Here is a 17,176-nt window from a genome sequence, read left to right as displayed (position 1 = left end):
AAAGATGGGAATGGAACGCAACACACAGCTCGTCGGCCAATCCTCCTCCTTCCTCGATGCCGTGGAACGTGCCAGCCGTGCCGCCCCGCTCGACCGGCCGGTGCTGGTGGTCGGCGAGCGCGGCACCGGCAAGGAGCTGGTTGCGGAGCGGCTGCATCGCCTGTCCGCGCGCTGGGACGGGCCGCTGGTGGTGATGAATTGCGCGGCGCTGCCCGAAGCCTTGATCGAAGCGGAGCTGTTCGGTCACGAGGCGGGCGCATTCACTGGTGCGACTAAGGCGCGCGCCGGCCGCTTCGAAGAGGCGGACGGCGGCACCTTGTTTCTGGACGAGCTCGCCACCTTGTCGTCGGGCGCGCAGGATCGGCTGCTGCGCGCGGTGGAATATGGCGAGGTGACGCGGATCGGAGCGTCGCGGCCGGTGGAGGTCGACGTGCGCATCGTCGCCGCCACCAACGAGCATCTGCCCAGGATGGTCGAGCAGGGCCGTTTTCGCGCCGATCTGCTCGACCGGCTGAGCTTCGAGGTGGTGACCCTGCCGCCGCTCCGGCACCGCCAGAGCGACATCCCAGTGCTCGCCGATCATTTCGCGCGGCGGATGGCGCTCGAGCTGGAATGGCCGCAATGGCCCGGCTTCAGCAGCGCGGCGGCGGCGCAGCTGCAGACCTATGACTGGCCGGGGAACGTCCGCGAGCTTCGCAACGTCGTCGAGCGTGCAGTCTATCGCTGGCAGGAACCTGACAGTCCGATCGACGCCATCCAGTTCGATCCGTTCGAATCAGCGTGGCGCCCGGCTGTGAGCCAGGTCCAACTGCCGGCGGACGTGCCGCTGCTGCGGGAGGGCGAAGGGCAGGGGCGGGCTGCACCTGCGCCTGTGCCTGTGGGTGTAGGCCACGATCCGGGCAGCTGCGCCGACTTCCGCCTCGCGATCGCCGAATATGAGAAAGCCATCCTGGCGTCGGCGCTCGAGCGGTGCCGGTGGAACCAGCGGGCCGCGGCGAACGCGCTGCAGCTCAGCTACGATCAGCTTCGCCACGCGCTCAAGCGCCACAAATTGGGTTGAAGCCCGCGCCCCCGCTGCTTTTGCACGGCCGGTGGATAATGCGGCTCTTACGGCGCTCGCGCGCGTTGGACAGAGCATCACCCAAAGAGGAACTCGACCCAATGCCGTTCAGCTTGCCTGCCCTGCCTTATGCCAAGGATCGTCTCGCGCCACATATGTCGGCCGAAACGCTCGAATATCACCATGGCAAGCATCACAAGGCCTATGTCGACAAGACCAACGAATTGATCGTCGAGCAGGGCCTCGAAGGCACGTCCTTGCTCGACGTGATCCGGACGGCGCGCGAGCGCGGCGAGACGACTTTGTTCAACCAGTCGGCGCAAGTCTGGAACCACAGCTTCTTCTGGCAATGCCTGGCGCCGCCCGAGGGCCAGCCGCCGACCGGGCAGCTCGCCGAGATGATCGAGGAGACGTTCGGCTCGACGGCCGGCCTGCTCGACTCGCTCAAGGCCGAAGCGCTCAGCCATTTCTCCAACGGCTGGGCCTGGCTCGTGCTCGAGGGCGACCAGCTCAAGATCACCTCGCTCCACGATGCCGACACGCCGGTCGCCCATGACGGGCTGAAGCCGCTGTTGACGCTCGATGTCTGGGAGCATGCTTATTACATCGACCACCGCAACGTTCGCGCCAACTTCGCCGACGCGGTGCTCGGCAATCTGATCAACTGGGAATTCGTCGGCAGCAATCTCGACGGCGAGGGCGAGAAGCGCGCCGACCAGCCGGGCTAACTTTTCAGGCGGTAGCCGGTCTTGAACATCCACGCGACGATCAGCAGGCAGACGATCAGGAAGCCGAGCGTCATGCCCAGGCTGAGCGTGATGCTCACATCCGAGGTGCCGTAGAAGCTCCAGCGGAAGCCGCTGATCAGATAGACGACCGGGTTGAACAGCGAAACGGTCCGCCACAGCGGCGGCAGCATGTCGATCGAGTAGAAGGCGCCGCCGAGGAAGGTCAGCGGCGTCACGATCAGCATCGGGATGATCTGCAGCTGTTCGAACCCTTTGGACCAGATGCCGATGATGAAGCCGAACAGGCTGAAGGTGGTTGCGGTCAGCAGCAGGAAGGCGATCATCCAGAACGGGTGGAGGATCGCGAAATCGACGAACAGGGCGGCCGTCGCGAGGATCACCAGGCCGAGCGCGATCGACTTGGTCGCCGCCGCGCCGACATAAGCGAGCACCGCCTCGAACGATGAGATCGGCGCGGACAGCAATTCGTAGATCGTGCCGGTGAACTTGGGAAAATAGATGCCGAACGAGGCGTTGAAGATGCTCTGCGTGAACAGCGACAGCATGATCAGCCCCGGGATGATGAACGCGCCGTAGCTGACGCCCCCGACCTCGCTCATCCGCGATCCGATCGCCGATCCGAACACGACGAAATAGAGCGAGGTCGTGATCACCGGCGTGACCAGGCTCTGCCACAAGGTCCTCAGCGCGCGCGCCATCTCGAACCGGTAGATCGCCCAGACGCCATGATGGTTGAATTGCAGTCTCACCGGCCGGCCTCGCTTCCGTCTTGGCGGGGAGTGTGCACCAGGCTGACGAAAATCTCCTCGAGCGAGCTTTCCTTGGTGTTGAGGTCCTTGAAGCCGATGTGGAGGTCGCTCATCCGCCGCAGCAGCGACGGGATGCCGGTGCGCTCGGCCGTGGCGTCGAAGACATAGACCAGTTCGTGGCCGTCCGCTTCGAGCGTGAGGTTCCACTCGGCCAGCTCGGGAGGAAGCGCCGCCATCGGTTCGCTGAGGTTGAGCGTGAGCTGCCGCTTGCCGAGCTTCTGCATCAGCGCGCTCTTCTCCTCGACCAGGATCAGCTCGCCCTTGCTGATCACGCCGATCCGGTCGGCCATTTGCTCGGCTTCCTCGATATAATGGGTGGTGAGGATCACCGTGACGCCGCGCTCACGCAGGCCCCGCACCAGCGCCCACATGTCGCGGCGAAGCTCGACGTCGACACCTGCGGTCGGCTCGTCGAGGAACAATATTTCGGGCTCGTGGCTGAGCGCCTTGGCGATCATCACGCGGCGTTTCATGCCGCCCGAAAGCTCCATGATCCGCGCCTTGCGCTTGTCCCAGAGCGACAGGTCGCGCAGGATCCGCTCGATCAGCGCGGGGTCGGGCGAGCGGCCGAACAGCCCGCGGCTGAAGCGCACCGTCGCCCACACCGTCTCCCAGCTGTCGGTGGTCAGCTCCTGCGGCACCAGGCCGATCCTAGCGCGCGCGGCGCGATAGTCGCGGGCGATGTCGTGGCCGTCGGCGCGCACCGTGCCGGTCGACGGGGTGACGATCCCGCAGACGATGTTGATCAAGGTCGTCTTGCCGGCGCCGTTGGGACCGAGCAAAGCGAAGATCTCGCCCTTGCGGATCGAGAGATCGACGTGCTTGAGCGCCTCCAGCCCCGAAGGATAGATTTTGCTGAGGTTCGAGATCTCGACCGCAGCCGGCGTGGCGGAAGCGGTCACTGCGGCGGAGGCACGCCGGCTTCCGGCTCCGCTTTTTCGAGCTGCAGGCCGTGCCGCATCAGCATCGGTATGTTGGCCAGCGCAAACACGAGCGTCGCCGGCAGCGCGCCCCAAAGCTTGAAGCCGATCCAGAAATCGGTGCTGCTGTTGCGCCAGACCAGCTCGTTGATCACCGCCATCGCCACGAAGAACAAGGTCCAGTTGCGGGTGAGCAGCTGCCAGCCGCGCTCCGACAGGCCCGGATAGGCAGAGCCGAGCACCATCTTGAGCAGGTTGCGCCCGGTGTAGAGGCCGAACGACAGCAGCGCCGCGACGAACGAATAATAGATGGTCGGTTTGATCTTGATGAACGTCTCATCGTGCAGCCAGATGGTGATGCCGCCGAGCACCAGCACCATCACCCCGGAGAACCACAGCAACGGCGAGATGTGGCGGTATTTGACCAATGAGACGACGATCGCGACCGTGATCGCGATCATGAACGCCAATGTCGCGGCGAAGATGCCGCGCCAGGCATTGGCCGCGAAGAAGACGATCAGCGGCCCGAGGTCGGTCGCCAGCCGCATCATCGCGCTTGGTTCGGGCTTGCTCTCTTTGCTCGCGTTCATGTCCGGCTTTCTCCAGTGGCGCCTGCGATCGCGCGCGCGGTGTCGAGCGGATCGAACGGGCGCAGATCGTCGATCCGCTCGCCGATCCCGATCGCGTGGATCGGCAGGCCGTAGCGCTCGGCGGCCGCGACCAGCACGCCGCCCCGCGCAGTGCCGTCGAGCTTGGTCATGATCAGGCCGGTGACGCCAGCGACCTCCTTGAACACTTCGATCTGCGACAGCGCATTCTGCCCGGTCGTCGCGTCGAGCACGAGCACGACGTCGTGCGGCGCCGCCGGATTGAGCCGCCCGAGCACGCGCCTGATCTTGGCGAGCTCGTCCATCAGCCCCTTCTTGTTCTGGAGCCGCCCTGCGGTGTCGACGATCAGCACGTCGATGCCTTCGGCAGTCGCGCGCTTGACGCCGTCGAACACCACCGCCGAGGGATCGCCGCCCTCGGGCCCGGCGATCATCGGTACCCCGACCCGATCGGCCCATGTTTTGAGCTGCCCGATCGCTGCGGCGCGGAACGTGTCGCCGGCGGCGAGCAACACGCCATAATCCTGCTCCAGGAACAGATTGGCGAGCTTGGCGATCGTCGTCGTCTTGCCCGAACCGTTGACGCCGACGACCAGGATCACTTGTGGCCGCGGGAAGGCCTCGATCTCGAGCGGCTTGGCGACCGGGGCCAGTATCTTCGCCAGCTCCTGTGCCACGATCTCGCGGACCGCCGCTTCATCGAGCCCGCGCTCGAAGCGTTCGGTCGCGAGCCGTGCGCGGACCCGCGCTGCCGCGGCCGGGCCGAGATCGGACGCGATCAGGGCTTCTTCGATCTCGTCGAGCGTTTCCGCATCGAGCGTCGATTTGGTCAGCAAGCCGGCGAGATTGTCGCCGAGCCGGTCCGAAGTCTTCTTGAAGCCGCCGCGGAGCCGATCGAGCCAGCCTGTCTCGCTCAAACCCTCTCTCCAATCAGCACGTCGTCTTGGAGACCGGTGAGGCGCGTCTCGACCACGGTTCCTGCTGCCGCGCCGCCCGACGCATCAGGGCGCAGGCGGATCGGTGCGAAGCTCTCGCAATGGCCGGTGCCGTCGTCGCGCTCGACGAGCAATGACTGGCGCGTTCCGACCAGGCTTTGCAGCCACGCCGTCTTGCGTCGGCTGCTCGCCTCGCGCAGCCGCCGGGCACGCTGCTTGACGGTCGCGGGCGGCACCAGGGGCATCCGGGCCGCGGGTGTGCCGGAGCGCGGCGAGAAGGGGAAGATATGGCCCATCACGATGTCGCATTCGTCGATCAGCTTGAGGCTGTTCTCGGCCATAGCTTCGTCTTCGGTGGGAAAGCCGGCGATCAGGTCCGCGCCGATCGCGATCTCCGGCCGCCGCGCCTTGAGCCGCGCGACCGTCTCGATCGCCTGGCGGCGAGTGTGGCGCCGCTTCATCCGCTTGAGGATCATGTCGTCGCCGGCCTGGAGCGAGAGATGAAGGTGCGGCATCAGCCGCGGCTCGCCGGTGATGATGTCGAACAGGCGGTCGTCGATCTCGACGCTGTCGAGCGACGACAGGCGCAGGCGGGGCAAAGCGGGGACGTGCCTGAGGATCCGCTCGACCAACTGCCCCAGGGTCGGCGATCCCGGCAGGTCGGGGCCGTAGCTGGTGACGTCGACGCCGGTCAGCACGATCTCGGCGAAGCCTTGGTCGACCAGCGCCTTGATGCGATCGACGACCAGGCCGGCGGGGACCGAACGGCTGTTCCCGCGCCCGTAGGGGATGATGCAGAAGGTGCAGCGGTGATCGCAGCCGTTCTGGACCTCGACGAACGCCCGCGCGCGCTCGGCGAAGCCGGTCAGCAGATGCGGGGCTGTCTCGCGCACGGCCATGATGTCCGAGACCCGCACGCGTGCTTCGTCACCAGCGCCAAAAGCCGCGGGATCGAACTTCTCGAGATTTCCGAGCACCCTCGCGACCTCGGGCATCGCGGCGAATGGCGCAGGGTCGATCTGGGCCGCGCAGCCGGTGACGATCACGCGCGCTTCGGGTCGGCCTTTCTTGGCTTTCCTGATCGCCTGCCGCGTCTGGCGCACCGCCTCGTTGGTGACCGCGCAGCTGTTGACGATGATCAGATCGTCCGCATCGGCGGTGAGCTGCCGCATCGCCTCGCTGTCGGCGGCGTTGAGCCGGCAGCCCATGGTGATGATCTCGGCGCCGCTCATGCCAGCGCCTCGACGTCGATTTCGCCGCTGTAGACATGGGCCGCCGGGCCGCGCATCCGGATCGGGCCGCCGGGCGACCAGTCGATCACCAAGGTCCCGCCTGGAAGATGCACCGGCACGGGGCTGCGCACCAGCTTGCGCCGGATTGCCGCCACCGCCGTCGCGCAGGCGCCGGTGCCGCAGGCCTGGGTCAGGCCCGCGCCGCGTTCCCAGACGACCAGCTTGATCGCATCGCTGTCGATCGAAGCGAAATTGACGTTCACCCGCTGCGGGAACAAAGGGTCGCGCTCGATCAACGGGCCGAGGCGAGCGGCGTCGACCGCGCTTGCATCCTCGACGAAGAAGACGACGTGCGGATTGCCGACGTTGACCGCCGCCGGCTGCGGCAGATCCTCCCAGCCGACCGGCATCTCGGCAGTGTCCATCGCGTAGGCGAGCGGGATCTCGTCCCAGCCGAAGCGCGGCGCTCCCATGTCGATCACCGCTTCGCCCGAACCGGTGTCGCTGCTGATCAGGCCGCCGGCGGTCTCGATCGTCGGGTCCCCGCCGATCAGGATCGCGACACAGCGCGCGGCATTGCCGCAGGCGTCGACCTCGCCGCCGTCCGAATTGAAGATCCGCATCCTGACGTCGGCGCTTACCGATGGTTCGAGCAGGATCAATTGGTCGCAGCCGACGCCGGTTCGGCGGTCGGCGATCGCGCGGGCGCGCGCCTCGGTGATCTCGAGAGGCTCGGTGCGCCCGTCGAAGATCACGAAGTCGTTGCCGAGGCCATGCATCTTGTCGAAGCGGCGGTTCATCGCGGCGATCTAGGCAGTGGCGGCGTCCAAGTCCACAGTCGCGCGGCCGGTCCCTCCTGCGGCGGCTTGCCTTTCGCGGGGGAGACGCTTATCTGCGCCGCATCCTGTTTTGACGAATAGGGTTCAATTGGCGCCTGCGGGCGTGCGCTGGCCGGCGAGGTTTCGCCCGCCGGCGCTTTTGTGTTTGGGAGCAAGAGCATGTTCGAGAGCCTGAGCGATCGCCTGAGCGGGGTCTTCGACCGCCTGCGCGGCCGCGGTGCGCTCAACGAGGCGGACGTTCGCGCAGCGATGCGCGAGGTGCGCGTCGCGTTGCTCGAGGCCGATGTCGCGCTCCCGGTGGTTCGCGAGTTCGTCGACAAGGCGACCGAGCAGGCGGTCGGCCAGCAGGTTCTGAAATCGGTCACGCCCGGCCAGCAGGTCGTCAAGATCGTCCACGACACCTTGGTCGAGATGCTCGGCGCCGACGAATCCGATCTCGCGCTCGACGTCACCCCGCCGGCGGTGATCATGATGGTCGGCCTGCAGGGCTCGGGCAAGACCACCACCACCGCCAAGCTCGCGAAGCGCCTCACCGAGCGCGAGCGCAAGAAGGTCATGATGGCCTCGCTCGACGTCAATCGCCCGGCCGCGCAGGAGCAGCTCGCCGTGCTTGGCGCGCAGGCGAACGTCGCGACCTTGCCGATCGTCTTGGGCCAGCAGCCGATCGAGATCGCGCGCCGCGCGCTGCAATCGGCCAAGCTGCAGGGCTATGACGTGCTGCTGCTCGACACCGCCGGCCGGCTGCACGTCGATCAGGCGCTGATGGACGAGATGAAGGCGGTCGCCGACGTCTCCTCGCCCCAGGAAATCCTTCTCGTCGTCGACGCATTGACCGGCCAGGATGCCGTCAACGTCGCGCGCAACTTCTCCGATCAGGTCGACCTCAGCGGCGTCATCCTCACCCGCCTCGATGGCGACGCGCGCGGCGGCGCGGCGCTGTCGATGCGCGCGGTCACCGGGCGGCCGATCAAGTTCGCCGGCACCGGCGAGGCGATCGACGCGCTCGAAGGCTTTCATCCGCAGCGCGTGGCGGGCCGCATCCTTGGCATGGGCGACGTCGTCAGCCTGGTCGAGCGCGCCAGCGAGACGATCAAGGTCGAAGAGGCCGAGGCGCTCGCCCGCAAGATGGCCAAGGGCCAGTTCGACCTCAACGATCTTCGCAACCAGCTGCTGCAGATGCAGCGCATGGGCGGCCTCGGCGCGCTGGCCGGCATGCTTCCGGGCATGAAGAAGATGCAGGGCGCGATCGATTCGGCGGTCGACAACAAGACGCTGACCCGGCTCGACGCGATGATCGGATCGATGACTCCCAAGGAGCGCACCAAGCCCGAATTGCTCAATGCCAAGCGCAAGATCCGCGTTGCCAAGGGCAGCGGAACGACGGTTCAGGACGTCAATCGCCTTCTCAAGATGCACCAGGAGATGGCGACGGCGATGAAGAAGATCCGGAAGATGGGCGGCCTTGCCAAGCTCGGCGCGATGTTCGGCGGCGGCGGAGGCGGCCTCGGTGGCCTGACCGGCGGCGGGGCGGGCGGAGGCGCCGGGATGCCGGCGGGCGGTCTGCCGGGCTTGCCGGGACCCGGCGGTTCGATGGGCGGCGGCGCTCCGTTCAACCTTCCCCCAGGCTTCAACAAGTTCATCAAGAAATAGATCGAATCACTAGAAAGGACTGAAGAAAATGGCAGTTGCAATCCGGCTGGCGCGCGGCGGCGCGAAGAAGCGGCCTTATTACAAGATCGTCGTCACCGACGCGCGCAATGCTCGCGACGGCAAGTTCATCGAGCGCATCGGCAGCTACAATCCGCTGCTTCCCAAGGACAGCGAAGAGCGCGTCAAGCTCGACGCCGAGCGCGCCCGCCACTGGCTGTCGGTCGGCGCCAAGCCGTCCGACCGAGTCCTTCGCTTCCTCGATGCAGCCGGCATCGTCGAGCGTCCGGCCCGCAGCAACCCGAACAAGGGCGTGCCTGGCGAAAAGGCCAAGGAGCGCGCCGAAGAGCGTGCCGCGCGCGATGCGGCCGCTGCCGAAGCCGCTGCGGCGCCGGCCGAGGAAGCTCCGGCTGAGGAAGCTCCAGCCGAGGAAGCTCCAGCCGAGGATGTGGCCGCTGAAGAGGCTGAAACGGTCGAGGTGATGGCTGCCGCAGTCGAGGAAGCAACGCCCGAGCCGGCCGCCGAGGAAGCCGCTCCCGCGGCCGACGAGCCGGCTGCCGAGCCGACTGCCGAGGCCGGTGGAGAGCAGGGCGAGGGCGGCGAAGCAACCCCGGCCGACGAGGCGCCGAACAAAGGCGAATCGACCGACGAGCCGGCCGAAGGCGCGGCCGAGAATGCTCCGGCCGAAGGCGCCGAGAAGGCCGGATGACGGGCAAAGGGGCTCCGCCGGCGGCGGGGCCCCCTCCTGCGCGTCCTGAGCACGGCCCTGAGCGGGACGACAATGTCGCGCTCGCCGCGGTGATGGGCGCGCATGGCATCCAGGGCGAGGTCCGGCTCAAGCTGTTCGCGGAAAGCCCCGCGAGCCTCCAGCGCCACAAGCAGGTGATGGTTGGAGACCGGACGTTGACCCTGGTCGCGGTCAAGGCTGCCGGCAAGACGCCGGTCGCGCGCTTCGCCGAAATCAACGATCGAGCCGCTGCCGAGCAATTGCGCGGCAGCCTCGTCACCGTCCCGCGCAGCGCGTTGCCGCCGCTCGAGGACGGTGAATATTATTATGCGGAATTGCTCGGGCTGGCTTGCGAGAGTCAGGCGGGCGAGACCCTGGGGGTCGTCGTGGCGGTCGAGAATTTCGGCGCCGGCGACGTGATCGAGATCGAGAAGCCGGACGGCAAGCGCACGATGGTGCCGTTTCGCAAGGATGTCGCCGACCTCGTTTCCGGCAAGATCGTCGTCGACCCTGTGTTCCTGGCCTAAAAGCGCCGGCTCGTCTTACCTCAGCAGCGGCCGCTTCTTCGCCAGATCGTTGCGGATGGTCGTCGCCGCCACGCCGCCTTCACCCATCGCATGGCTGATCTGATCGAGCCCGATCACGACGTCGCCGGCCGCATAGAGGCCGGGGATCGAGGTGCGCTGGTGCGCGTCGACCGTGATGCAGCTGGTCTCACCGGCAAGCTTGGCACCGACCTGCCGTGCAAGCTCGACCCGGGTGTCGGATCCCAAAGCTGGGTAGACGCTGTCGAAGCGATGTTCGCCCTCGGCAGTCGTGACGAGGATCGAATTATCGTCGATCTCGATCGGCTGGCACGGCCCGTCGATCAGCGTGATGCCGAGGCGCTCGATCTGGGCGCGATCCGCTTCGTCATACTCGTGCGGCGCGTCGGGCGCGACCAGGCTGATGTCGGCGCTATAGCCCCGCAGGAAGACAGCCTCGGCCAGGCCGCGGGCGCCGTTGCCGATGACTCCCACCTTCCTGTCGGTCACTTCGAAGCCGTCGCAGATCGGGCAATAGCGGATCAGCCCGCGCGCCACCGCCTCATCGTGCAGCGCCTCGTCGATCAGGGGCCGGCGGTTCGTGACGCCGGTGGCGAGCAATATTGTGCGCGCGCCGGCCGCACCGCCGCCCCATTCGGCGCTGAAGCCTTCCCTATCGCGATCGAGGCGAGTCACGCGGCCTCGCGCGATCGACGCGCCATATTTCTCCGCTTGCGCCCTCATCCGCGCGAGCAGCTCCTCGCCGGAAATGCCGTCGGGAAAGCCGGCATGATTATGCGTGCATGGGATCATCGCCGCGCGGCTGTCGCCGGCGTCGACCACTTTGAGCGAGAGGTGGAAGCGCGCGAGATAGAGGGCGGCGGTCAGCCCGGCGGGGCCGCCGCCGATCACGAGGCAATCGTAGAGGGGTTCGGTCATCGGCGGTCAGCGCGCCGCGCAGCGGCTTGGTTCCGATCGCGCTTGCGGGAAGAGCGTGAAGTCGTGAAAGAGGGCGGATGAGCTGGAACGCGAACGTCCTCACCCTGTATCCCGAAATGTTTCCCGGCCCGCTGGCGCACAGCCTCGCCGGCCGCGCGCTGGACGACGGCATCTGGTCGCTCGATACGGTGCAGATCCGCGATTTCGCGACCGACAAGCATCGCTCGGTCGACGACACGCCGGCGGGCGGCGGCGCGGGGATGGTGATGCGCGCGGACGTGCTCGCCGCCGCGATCGATCATGTGCTGGAGCGCCAGCCGCAGGCGCCGGTGATCGCAATGACGCCGCGCGGATTGCCGCTCACCCAATTGCTCGTCCGTGCGCTCGCCGCTGGCCCTGGCGTGTCGATCCTGTGCGGCCGTTTCGAAGGGATCGACGAGCGCTTGTTCGAGGCGCGCACGATCATCCCGGTTTCGATCGGCGATTATGTGCTTTCCGGAGGCGAAACAGGGGCTTTGGTGCTGCTCGATGCTTGCATTCGGCTGCTCCCCGGCGTAATGGGCGCGGCGACGAGCGGGGTGGAGGAAAGCTTCGAAGCCGGGCTCCTCGAATATCCGCATTACACCCGCCCCACCGAATGGGAGGGGCGCACGATCCCTGAAGTGCTGCGATCGGGGGATCATGCTAAGATCGCCGCCTGGCGCAAAGCCCGGGCGGAGGAAGATACACGGTCACGGCGGCCGGACCTGATCGAACGTCATCGGGACGTTTGAGGGTCACCGCCCTCTGGCGCGCGGCACGAGATTGAAGGCGAAGAACATGAACCTCATCCAGCAGCTCGAGGCCGAGGCCATCGAGCAGTTCAAGAGCACCAAGACCATTCCCGAATTCCGGCCGGGCGACACCGTCCGCGTCGGCGTGCGCGTCGTCGAAGGCGACCGCACCCGCGTCCAGAATTACGAAGGCGTCTGCATCGCCCGCGCGAACCGCGGCCTGGGCAGCAGCTTCACCGTCCGCAAGATCAGCTTCGGCGAGGGCGTCGAGCGTGTCTTCCCGCTCTATTCGCCGAACATCGAGACGATCGAGGTCGTCCGCCGTGGCGCCGTGCGCCGCGCCAAACTCTATTATCTTCGCGGCCGTACCGGCAAAGCCGCTCGAATTACCGAGCGGCGCGACACTCGTCCCGACGCACGGGCGAGCGCGCCGACCGCCACCCCGGAAACGGAAACCGCCGAAGGCTGAAATTCGCTTTCACAGAGTTAAAAGCCGGCGGCCGGGTTCTTATTTGAACATCCGGCCGTCCGCACGTTTGGAGCACAAGAAAATGGGTTATCGGGTCGTCGTCGTGGGCGCCACGGGCAATGTCGGGCGCGAAATGCTCAACATCCTCGCCGAGCGCGAATTCCCGCTGGATGAGCTGGCTGTGGTCGCATCGTCGCGTTCGACCGGCGACGAGATCGATTTCGGCGACACCGGCAAGCTGCTCAAGGTCAAGAACATCGAGCATTTCGATTTCGCAGGGTGGGACATGGCGCTGTTCGCCTGCGGGTCGGCAGCGACCAAGATCTACGCGCCCAAGGCGGCGGCGGCGGGCTGCACCGTGATCGACAACAGCTCGCTCTACCGGATGGACCCCGACGTTCCGCTGATCGTGCCCGAGGTCAATCCCGAGGCGATCAAGGATTATGCCCGCAAGAACATCATCGCCAACCCCAATTGCTCGACCGCGCAGATGGTCGTCGCGCTGAAGCCGTTGCACGATTATGCGACGATCAAGCGCGTCGTCGTCTCGACCTACCAATCGGTGTCGGGCGCCGGCAAGCAGGGCATGGACGAGCTGTTCGAGCAGAGCCGCAACATCTTCGTCGGCGACAGCGTCGAGGCGAAGAAGTTCACCAAGCAGATCGCGTTCAACGTCATTCCTCATATCGACAGCTTCCTCGACGACGGGTCGACCAAGGAGGAATGGAAGATGGTGGTCGAGACCAAGAAGATCCTCGATCCCAAGATCAAGGTGACCGCGACCTGCGTGCGGGTGCCGGTATTCGTCGGCCATTCCGAATCGATCAACATTGAGTTCGAGAATGAAATCAGCGCCGCCAAGGCTCAGAGCATCCTTCGTGAGTCGCCCGGCGTGATGCTGGTCGATAAGCGCGAGGACGGCGGCTACGTCACGCCGGTCGAATGCGTCGGCGAATATGCGACCTACATCAGCCGCGTCCGCGAGGATTCGACGATCGAGAACGGTCTGTCCCTGTGGTGCGTCTCGGACAACCTCAGGAAAGGTGCTGCGCTCAACGCCGTGCAGATCGCCGAACTGCTCGGGCGCAAGCATCTGCAGAAAGCGGCCTGAGCCTCTCGCGCGCGCTTTCTTGACTGGTATGATGGAGGAGCCCCGTCGGTTCGTCTCGTCCTGCAGCCTGCTGAGGAGGTGCCCGATGTCTGAGATGATGACCGGCGGCTGCGCGTGCGGCAGGGTCCGCTACGCGGCCGCCGTCGCCAATGACGATGCCTATCTCTGCCATTGCCGGATGTGCCAGAAGGCCAGCGGCGGCGTGTCGATGGCGTTCAAGAACCTGCCCAAGGAGGCGGTGCGCTGGGAGCGCGAGCCCGATTATTTCCAATCCTCGCCGATCGCGCGCCGCGGTTATTGCGCCGCATGCGGCACGTCGCTGAGCTTCGATTATCCGGATAGCGACAAGATGGACCTGACGGTGGGCTCGTTCGACGATCCGGCGCGTTTCGTGCCCAAGCATCATTTTGGAAGCGAGGGTCTGCACCGTGCCTGGATCAATACCGAGGGATTGCCCGAGTATCGCAGCGATCAGTATCCGGCTCTCGTGGAACGGTGGGTGAAGGCGATTGGCAAGCTCCCTGACTAGCCACGACTTCACTGCGTCCGACGGCATCAGACTGGCCTGGCACGAGCTGGGCGAGGGCAAGCCCGTCGTGCTGCTCCACGGTCTTTTTTCGGATGCCCATGTCAATTGGATAAAATTCGGCCATGCGGAGCGGATCGCCGGCCGCGGCTTTCGGGTGATCATGCCCGATCTGCGGGCTCACGGGCAGAGCGAGAAGCCGCATGACCCGCGCTTTTACCCGCGCGAGGTGCTGGTCCGCGATGCGCGGGAGCTGATCGCGCACCTCGCGCTCGAGGAATATGATCTCGGCGGCTATTCGCTTGGCGCTCGCACCGCGCTGCGCATGGTCGTCACCGGCGCGAGGCCGCGGCGGCTGATCGTCGCCGGCATGGGGCTCGAGGGCCTGCTCGATACCGGCGCGCGTGCGGCGCATTTCAAACGCATCCTCGAAGGTCTCGGCAGCTTTGCGCAAGGATCGCCCGAATGGATGGCCGAGCAGTTCCTCAGGACCACCGGCGGTGATCCGGCGGCGCTGCTGCCGTTGCTCGACAGCTTCGCCGACACCAGCGAGGCGGAGATCGCCGCGGTCGCGCAGCCGACTCTCGTCCTGTCGGGCGCCGACGATCGCGATAACGGCTCGGCCGAAGCGCTCGCCCGACTGCTGCCCGATGCGAACTATGTCGAGGTGCCGGGCAACCATATGAACGTGGTCACCAAGGCCGAGTTCGGAAAGGCGATCGCAGATTTCCTCGAGCGAGACTGAAAGGCGCGTCAAGTGCTTGCAGGAAAGACGAATTTTGGCGAGCGCCGCTTGACCGGCATGCGCTGCGCCGTCCAAATCGCGCGCAATTCCATACCAGTATCCAGGACCTGCCCATGAAAGCCACAGTATCCGCGTTCGCCATTGCCATCATGATTGCCGCCGGCTCGGCGGCTATCGCGCAGAGCAAGAAGACGCCTGCCACCACCGCCGCCCCGCAGGCCGCGCCGACCGCCGCCGAGGCGCAGGCCTTCCTCGCGCGCGCCGAGAAGGAGCTGGCCGATTTCAACGTGATCAACGCGCGCGCCCAATGGGTCAACAACACCTATATCAACGACGATACCGACGCGCTCGCCGCCTATTTCGGAACGATCAGCACAGAAATGCAGGTGCGCTTGGCGTCCGAGGCTGCGCGTTACCAGAAAGCACCCGGGCTCAGCGCCGAAGCTCGGCGCAAGCTCGACATCCTGCGCGGCGGCATCATCCTTCCGGCGCCGTCCGCCCCCGGAGCGGCCACCGAGCTCAACGACATCGCGACGCGACTCAACTCCGCTTACGGCAAGGGCCGCGGCACGCTCGGCGGCAAGGTGATGACCGGCGACGATCTCGAAGAGAAGATGGGGACGGTGCGCGACCCCGCACAGCTCAAGGAGATGTGGACCAGCTGGCACGACAATGTCGGCGCTCCGATGCGTAGCGATTATGCCCGAATGGTGACGATCGCCAACGAGGGCGCGCGCGAGCTCGGGTTCGGCGACGTCGGCGCAATGTGGCGCTCGAGCTACGATATGCCGCCTGACGAATTCGCTGCTCTGACCGATCGGCTGTGGGCGCAGGTCAAGCCGCTCTACGATCAGCTCCATTGCTACACGCGCGCCAAGCTCAACCAGAAATACGGCGCGCAGGTGCAGCCCGCTGCCGGGCCGATCCGCGCCGATCTGCTGGGCAACATGTGGGCGCAGGAATGGGGCAATATCTATGACGTGGTCGCGCCCGCCGGCGCGGGCGACATCGGCTACGATCTCACCGAGCTGCTCGTGGCGAGGAAATATGATCCTGTGCGGATGGTGCGGACAGGGGAGGGCTTCTACACCTCGCTTGGCCTCGCGCCGCTCCCCGAGACCTTCTGGCAGCGCTCGATGATCACCCGCCCGCGCGATCGCGAGGTGATCTGCCATGCCTCGGCCTGGGATATCGACGCCAAGGACGATTTGCGCATCAAGATGTGCACCAAGGTCAATGCCGACGATTTCGTGACCATCCACCACGAGCTCGGCCACAATTATTACCAGCGCGCTTATGCCGGCCAGTCCCACCTCCATCAGAATGGCGCGAACGACGGCTTCCACGAGGCGATCGGCGACTTCGTCGCATTGTCGGTGACGCCGGACTATCTGGTCCGGCTCGGCCTGCTCGACCGCTCGCAGGTGCCGCCTGCGGACCGGGACATCGGGCTGCTGCTGCGCCAGGCCATGGACAAGGTCGCGTTCCTGCCGTTCGGCCTGCTGATCGACAAATGGCGCTGGGGGGTGTTCAGCGGCAGCATTCCGACCAGCGGCTACAACAAGGCCTGGAACGATCTGAGGCTGCAATATCAGGGCATCATCCCGCCGGTGCCGCGCAGCGAGGCGCAGTTCGATCCGGGCGCCAAATATCATATCCCCGGCAACACGCCCTATGCGCGCTATTTCCTGGCGCGCGTGCTTCAATTCCAATTCTACAAGGCGGCGTGCGATCAGGCGGGCTGGAAAGGGCCGCTGCACCGCTGCTCCTTCTATGGCAACACGGAGGTCGGCAAGCGCCTCGAAGCGATGCTGGCGATGGGCGCGTCCAAGCCGTGGCCCGACGCGCTCAAGGTGTTCACCGGCAGCCGCGAGATGTCGGGCGATGCGCTGCTTGAATATTTTCGGCCGCTGTCGACCTGGCTGCAGCAGCAGAATAAGGGCCGTCGCTGCGGTTGGTGAGCCTCTGCAGGGCTAGAAGCTCGGCGCGTGAACGGGTGGAGTCGGCGCGATGAAAGCGCATGCAACTTTGTGCCTGGCGTTGGTCGCTGTGGCTGCGCCCGCGCTGGCGCAACCGACGCTGCCACGCTGGAACCCCAAGGCGCCGGAGAACAACCAGCTCATCCCCGCCTTCAGTCTGGGCGCTGTCGAAAGCGTGCTTGCCGCGATCGGCGCACGTTCCCAGCGCAGCGGTTCGGATCCGTCGAACCCGGTGATCGTCGCGATGCTTCCGACCGGCCGCCGCGCCGTGATCGCGCTGAGCGCGTGCAATCGCAGCGGCAGTGCCTGCAAGGCGCTCACCATCCAGGCCTCCTGGACGAAGCCGGCGGTTCCGCCGCAGCGGCTCGCCGAGGCGATCGGCAGGTTCAACCAGCGCTATGCCTTCGCCAAGGCGTTCGTGACCGGCGATGGCCGGCCGGCGCTGCAATATTATCTGACCGGCGATTACGGCTTCCTGCGCGGCAATCTCGCGGTCGATCTGCTCGTGTTCGCCGATCAGGCCGAGCGCTTCGCGCGTGAGGTGCTCGAGCCCCTTGTCGGCAAGGGTGCCGGACCGCGCTGAC

At 66.2% G+C, this 17,176-nt stretch carries 18 protein-coding genes and 1 pseudogene; 12 read left to right on the top strand and 7 right to left on the bottom strand.

All coding sequences use genetic code 11. The features are described from left to right. Positions 1-10: 10 nt before the first annotated feature. On the top strand, positions 11-1,060 hold the full coding sequence (gene pspF / locus V6M48_RS08445) for a phage shock protein operon transcriptional activator (RefSeq protein ID WP_332812099.1): 1,050 nt from the start codon (positions 11-13) through the stop codon (positions 1,058-1,060). Between the two features lie 101 nt (positions 1,061-1,161). Then, positions 1,162-1,788 (top strand): superoxide dismutase, encoded by a 627-nt coding sequence (locus tag V6M48_RS08440; RefSeq protein WP_332812098.1) that lies wholly within the window; start codon positions 1,162-1,164, stop codon positions 1,786-1,788. Here the strand turns inward: V6M48_RS08440 and V6M48_RS08435 are convergent. Genes V6M48_RS08435 through dapF form a run of 6 tightly spaced genes read right to left on the bottom strand, consistent with a single transcriptional unit; the run spans position 1,785 to position 7,113 of the window. Then, complete coding sequence (locus V6M48_RS08435) at positions 1,785-2,558, bottom strand: ABC transporter permease (protein WP_332812097.1); 774 nt, start codon at positions 2,556-2,558, stop codon at positions 1,785-1,787. The two genes, V6M48_RS08440 and V6M48_RS08435, sit on opposite strands and share 4 nt — an antisense overlap. Beyond that, a complete protein-coding gene (locus V6M48_RS08430; RefSeq protein WP_332812096.1) occupies positions 2,555-3,520 on the bottom strand; it encodes an ABC transporter ATP-binding protein in 966 nt (321 codons plus the stop codon). Before V6M48_RS08430 ends, V6M48_RS08435 begins: the two co-directional genes overlap by 4 nt. Beyond that, positions 3,517-4,128 carry a septation protein A gene (locus V6M48_RS08425; protein WP_332812095.1) on the bottom strand — a complete coding sequence of 204 codons (612 nt, stop codon included), beginning with the start codon at positions 4,126-4,128 and terminating at the stop codon, positions 3,517-3,519. The genes V6M48_RS08430 and V6M48_RS08425 overlap by 4 nt, the downstream gene beginning before the upstream one ends. Continuing rightward, positions 4,125-5,063, bottom strand: a complete 939-nt coding sequence (gene ftsY, locus V6M48_RS08420; protein ID WP_332812094.1) for a signal recognition particle-docking protein FtsY — start codon at positions 5,061-5,063, stop codon at positions 4,125-4,127. Before ftsY ends, V6M48_RS08425 begins: the two co-directional genes overlap by 4 nt. Next, the gene (gene mtaB, locus V6M48_RS08415; RefSeq protein WP_332812093.1) at positions 5,060-6,313 is read right to left on the bottom strand and encodes a tRNA (N(6)-L-threonylcarbamoyladenosine(37)-C(2))-methylthiotransferase MtaB; all 1,254 of its coding nucleotides are present in this window, start codon (positions 6,311-6,313) and stop codon (positions 5,060-5,062) included. Before mtaB ends, ftsY begins: the two co-directional genes overlap by 4 nt. Then, positions 6,310-7,113 (bottom strand): diaminopimelate epimerase, encoded by an 804-nt coding sequence (gene dapF, locus V6M48_RS08410; protein ID WP_332812092.1) that lies wholly within the window; start codon positions 7,111-7,113, stop codon positions 6,310-6,312. Before dapF ends, mtaB begins: the two co-directional genes overlap by 4 nt. Before the next feature lie 198 nt (positions 7,114-7,311). Between dapF and ffh the strand changes: the two genes are divergently transcribed. From ffh to rimM, 3 genes and pseudogenes are all read left to right on the top strand, one after another. Further along, the gene (ffh, locus tag V6M48_RS08405) at positions 7,312-8,802 is read left to right on the top strand and encodes a signal recognition particle protein (protein ID WP_332812091.1); all 1,491 of its coding nucleotides are present in this window, start codon (positions 7,312-7,314) and stop codon (positions 8,800-8,802) included. A 28-nt stretch (positions 8,803-8,830) separates the two neighbouring features. Beyond that, positions 8,831-9,274, top strand: a pseudogene (gene rpsP, locus V6M48_RS08400) (30S ribosomal protein S16); the annotation flags it as partial. 230 nt (positions 9,275-9,504) lie between these two features. Beyond that, positions 9,505-10,053, top strand: coding sequence for a ribosome maturation factor RimM (gene rimM, locus V6M48_RS08395; protein WP_332812090.1), 549 nt, complete (start codon positions 9,505-9,507; stop codon positions 10,051-10,053). 15 nt (positions 10,054-10,068) lie between these two features. Here rimM and V6M48_RS08390 read toward each other — a convergent pair whose 3' ends face one another. Then, positions 10,069-10,989 (bottom strand): NAD(P)/FAD-dependent oxidoreductase, encoded by a 921-nt coding sequence (locus V6M48_RS08390; protein ID WP_332812089.1) that lies wholly within the window; start codon positions 10,987-10,989, stop codon positions 10,069-10,071. A 77-nt stretch (positions 10,990-11,066) separates the two neighbouring features. Between V6M48_RS08390 and trmD the strand changes: the two genes are divergently transcribed. From trmD to V6M48_RS08355, 7 genes are all read left to right on the top strand, one after another. Further along, positions 11,067-11,762: a tRNA (guanosine(37)-N1)-methyltransferase TrmD gene (trmD, locus tag V6M48_RS08385; RefSeq protein ID WP_332812088.1), complete on the top strand. Its 696-nt coding sequence runs from the start codon at positions 11,067-11,069 to the stop codon at positions 11,760-11,762. 46 nt (positions 11,763-11,808) lie between these two features. Beyond that, complete coding sequence (gene rplS, locus V6M48_RS08380; protein ID WP_332812087.1) at positions 11,809-12,231, top strand: 50S ribosomal protein L19; 423 nt, start codon at positions 11,809-11,811, stop codon at positions 12,229-12,231. Between the two features lie 82 nt (positions 12,232-12,313). Beyond that, positions 12,314-13,342: an aspartate-semialdehyde dehydrogenase gene (locus tag V6M48_RS08375; protein WP_332812086.1), complete on the top strand. Its 1,029-nt coding sequence runs from the start codon at positions 12,314-12,316 to the stop codon at positions 13,340-13,342. Between the two features lie 85 nt (positions 13,343-13,427). Next, positions 13,428-13,871, top strand: coding sequence for a GFA family protein (locus V6M48_RS08370; protein ID WP_332812085.1), 444 nt, complete (start codon positions 13,428-13,430; stop codon positions 13,869-13,871). Continuing rightward, positions 13,852-14,613, top strand: a complete 762-nt coding sequence (locus tag V6M48_RS08365) for an alpha/beta fold hydrolase (RefSeq protein WP_332812084.1) — start codon at positions 13,852-13,854, stop codon at positions 14,611-14,613. Before V6M48_RS08370 ends, V6M48_RS08365 begins: the two co-directional genes overlap by 20 nt. Positions 14,614-14,726: 113 nt before the next feature. After that, positions 14,727-16,574, top strand: a complete 1,848-nt coding sequence (locus V6M48_RS08360) for a M2 family metallopeptidase (protein WP_332812083.1) — start codon at positions 14,727-14,729, stop codon at positions 16,572-16,574. 49 nt (positions 16,575-16,623) lie between these two features. After that, positions 16,624-17,175 carry a YbjN domain-containing protein gene (locus V6M48_RS08355; protein WP_332812082.1) on the top strand — a complete coding sequence of 184 codons (552 nt, stop codon included), beginning with the start codon at positions 16,624-16,626 and terminating at the stop codon, positions 17,173-17,175. Position 17,176 lies beyond the last annotated feature (1 nt).

The organism is Sphingomonas sp., from assembly GCF_036677245.1.
Lineage (GTDB): Bacteria > Pseudomonadota > Alphaproteobacteria > Sphingomonadales > Sphingomonadaceae > Allosphingosinicella.
This window is presented reverse-complemented; position numbering and strand designations above follow the sequence as displayed.